The sequence below is a fragment of the Pseudomonas sp. genome, from assembly GCF_049645325.1.
Lineage (GTDB): Bacteria > Pseudomonadota > Gammaproteobacteria > Pseudomonadales > Pseudomonadaceae > Aquipseudomonas.
This window is the reverse complement of record NZ_JBARTQ010000371.1, coordinates 1-3,177: the sequence shown is the minus strand read 5'-3', so window position 1 is coordinate 3,177 and position 3,177 is coordinate 1. Positions and strand designations below refer to the sequence as shown.

At 64.2% G+C, this 3,177-nt stretch carries 4 protein-coding genes and 1 pseudogene; 3 read left to right on the top strand and 2 right to left on the bottom strand.

The genetic code is table 11. The features are described from left to right. Positions 1–197: pseudogene (locus WBB95_RS16305) on the bottom strand (UDP-2,3-diacylglucosamine diphosphatase); the annotation flags it as partial. Between the two features lie 137 nt (positions 198–334). Between WBB95_RS16305 and WBB95_RS16300 the strand changes: the two are divergent. After that, on the top strand, positions 335–1,084 hold the full coding sequence (locus WBB95_RS16300) for an AraC family transcriptional regulator (protein WP_424488525.1): 750 nt from the start codon (positions 335–337) through the stop codon (positions 1,082–1,084). A gap of 99 nt (positions 1,085–1,183) precedes the next feature. Then, positions 1,184–2,068 carry a DMT family transporter gene (locus tag WBB95_RS16295; RefSeq protein WP_424488524.1) on the top strand — a complete coding sequence of 295 codons (885 nt, stop codon included), beginning with the start codon at positions 1,184–1,186 and terminating at the stop codon, positions 2,066–2,068. Between the two features lie 3 nt (positions 2,069–2,071). Here WBB95_RS16295 and WBB95_RS16290 read toward each other — a convergent pair whose 3' ends face one another. Beyond that, positions 2,072–2,359 (bottom strand): SelT/SelW/SelH family protein, encoded by a 288-nt coding sequence (locus WBB95_RS16290; RefSeq protein ID WP_424488523.1) that lies wholly within the window; start codon positions 2,357–2,359, stop codon positions 2,072–2,074. Between the two features lie 83 nt (positions 2,360–2,442). On the opposite strand from WBB95_RS16290, the gene WBB95_RS16285 reads away from it, so the two are divergent. Continuing rightward, positions 2,443–3,177, top strand: a 735-nt coding sequence (locus tag WBB95_RS16285) for a patatin-like phospholipase family protein (protein WP_424488526.1), incomplete at its 3' end; no start/stop codon positions are given.

The following is a 3,177-nucleotide window of genomic DNA, read 5'->3' as shown; positions in this document are numbered from 1 at the left end:
GGCCAATACATGCCGCCGCGCAGTTTCCAGCCGTCGATGATGTCCCCCACCAGGTAAACCTTGTCGGCGTGGTAGCCCTTGAGGAACTGCGAAAGGTGCTCGGCCTGGCAATCGCGCGTGCCCAAATGCACGTCGGAAATCCACAGGGTACGAACACGTTGTTTACGGCTGGGCTTGGCGAACTCGGCACGGGTCATGGGCATCCCTCGACGGTGTTTTCGCGAGCTTGCGCCCCGGCGATTAATAGCCCATGACAACGGTGCGTCAGTCTGATGACAGCGCTCAACGGCCGCGAAGCGTTGTAGACTGGCGGCTTGCTGCCCAGGAGACCGCGATGAGCCCGACCCTCACGCTACGCCACTACATCGAAGCGCCCCTCGCCCACAGCCATGACCATGCGCAGTTGGTGTTCGGTCTGTCCGGGCACCTGGACCTGGAAGTCGATGGCCGTGGCAGCCAGGTGCACGAAAGCAGCGTGATGGTATTGCCCTTCTCCGCCCACCACACCTGCGGCAGCCGCGATGGCAGCCGGTGCCTGGTGCTGGATGTGCCCACGGAACACTGGGTGCTGCAATCGCTGGGCGAACATGCCGATGCCAGCCGGCGCCTGCTCGATCAGCCCGCGCGCCTGAGCCTGGATTCCCGGCAAAGCCAACTGGTGCAATGGTTGGCGCACAGCCCGGTGGATGATCCGTTGATCGTCCAGCAAGGCGCGGTGCTGCTGCTCGCCAGCCTCAATCACCCACTGGCCCAACCGCTACCGGGGCGGCGCCTGCCGTATGCGGCGTTCAATGCGCATATCGAGCGCCACGCTGCGCATCCGCTGCAGGTGGCCGACCTTGCGCGCATTGCCGACCTTTCCGTGGCCCGCCTGCACGCGCGTTTTATGACCGAATGCGGGCAGACGCCGATGGACTACCTGCGCAGGCATCGCCTGAACATGGCCTTGAAGCTGCTGCGAGAGACACCCTTGCCCATCGGCGAGATTGCCGACCGCGTCGGCTACAGCTCGCAAAGTGCGTTTGCCGCCGCGATGCTGCGCGAGTTTGGCGCCTCACCTGGTGCGCTGCGACGCGCAATGTAGGAAGAGTCCTGCGATAAAAAACGCGAGCCGGACGACAGACGCCTGCCCCCGCAACCCTCTAGACTGCGATTCTGTCACCCCGTTGGTTCAAGGATCGCAATGACTCCCCGTTCAGCCCTCGGCGCCCTGCATATAGGCGCATTGATGTTTGGCCTTACCGGCGTGTTCGGCAAACTGGCGGCCGCCTCGCCGGCCATCATCGTGTTTGGCCGCGCGGCGTTCGCCGTGGTGGCGCTGGCGGTGTTCACGCGATTTGCCAGCAATGCCCCGTGGAAAAAACTCGAAATGCGCGACTGGCGCAGGCTGTTGATCAGCGGCGTACTCTTGGCCGCGCATTGGGTGACGTTTTTCATCGCGGTGAAAGTCGCCGGCGTCGCCGTCGCCACCCTCGGGTTTACCGCCTTCCCGGCCTTTACCGTGATCCTTGAAGGGTTGATCTTCCGCGAGCGCATTCGCGCCAATGAAGTGCTGCTGGTAGCGCTGGTCACCGTGGGCCTGGTGCTGGTGACCCCGGACTTCAACCTTGCGAGCGCCGCCACGGGCGGGCTGCTGTGGGGCATCGCCTCGGGGCTGTTGTTCTCGTTGTTGTCATTGAACAACCGCGCCAGCGCCGGGCGGATTCCGGCGGTGCAAGCGGCGCTGTGCCAGAACGTGGTGGTCGCCGCCTGCCTGCTGCCCGTGGCTGCGCCGGGGTTGGCGGATGTGCGCGCGATTGACTGGTTATGGATCGGCTTGCTCGGCGTGTTCTGCACCGGCCTGGCCCACAGCCTGTTTGTCGCCAGCCTCGCGGTGATCAAGGCGCGCACCGCGTCGGTGGTGTTCGCCATGGAACCGCTCTACGGCATCACCGTGGCCTGGCTGCTGTTTGCTGAAACCCCAACCGTGCGCATGCTGCTCGGTGGCGCCTTAATCATCGTCGCCATCGTGCTGTCCGGCTTGATGGGCAGCGCCAGCCAGGCCAAGCAACCGGCGGCAGCCGCCTGATCCTCAGGCTGTGCGGTCGTTGTGCCCCAAGTCACGTTGCGGGTCGATCTGGTCGCGCACGCGCTGCTTGAGCACCTTGGCCTCGGGGAAGCCGCCATCCGCCTTGCGCTCCCAGATCTGCACACCGTCGCAGGTGATGCGAAACGCACCGCCGGTGGCCGGCTCAAGCGCCACGCGGGCCAGGTCGTCGCTGAAGGTCGACAACAACTCCTGGGCCAACCACGCCGCGCGCAGCAGCCACTGGCACTGAGTGCAATAGGTGATGACGATCTCGGGTTTGCTTGCAGACATAATTTGAGAGGTTCCTGGCGTAACGGGCTCGGTGGGTCGAGTGGCTATAATACGGCCTTTATCGCCCAGCCCTGAGATTCATGATGCGCCGCCTGCTGTCCTGCCTGTTCCTGTGCTTGATCCCCCTCCTTGCCGACGCCGTTGAAGCACCACGCCCAAAAATCGGCCTGGTGCTGTCCGGTGGCGCCGCCCGCGGCCTGGCCCATATTGGCGTGCTCAAGGCCCTGGAAGAGCAAGGCATCCAGATCGATGCGATTGCCGGCACCAGCATGGGCGCGGTGATTGGCGGGCTGTATGCGTCGGGCTACAAGATCGATGAACTGGAAAAGCTCGCGCTGAATATCGACTGGCAGCAAGCGCTGTCCGACGCCCCTCCACGCGAAGACGTGCCGTTCAGGCGCAAGCAGGATGACCGGGATTTCCTGGTCAAGCAGAAACTCAGCTTCCGCGACGATGGCAGCCTCGGCTTGCCGCTGGGCGTCATCCAGGGCCAGAACCTGGCGCTGCTGCTGGAGAGCATGTTCGCCCACAGCAGCAACACGCGTAACTTCGACAAGCTGCCGATCCCCTTTCGCGCCGTGGCCACCGACATCACCACCGGCGAAAAGGTGGTATTCAACAAAGGCCACCTGCCCCAGGTGATTCGCGCCAGCATGTCGATCCCGGCGGTGTTCGCCCCGGTGGAGATTGACGGCAGGCTGCTGGTGGACGGCGGCATGACCGACAACATCCCGCTGGATGTGGCGCGGGAGATGGGCGTCGACATTGCCATCGTGGTGGACATCGGCACCCCGCTGCGTTCGCGCAAACAGCTGAAC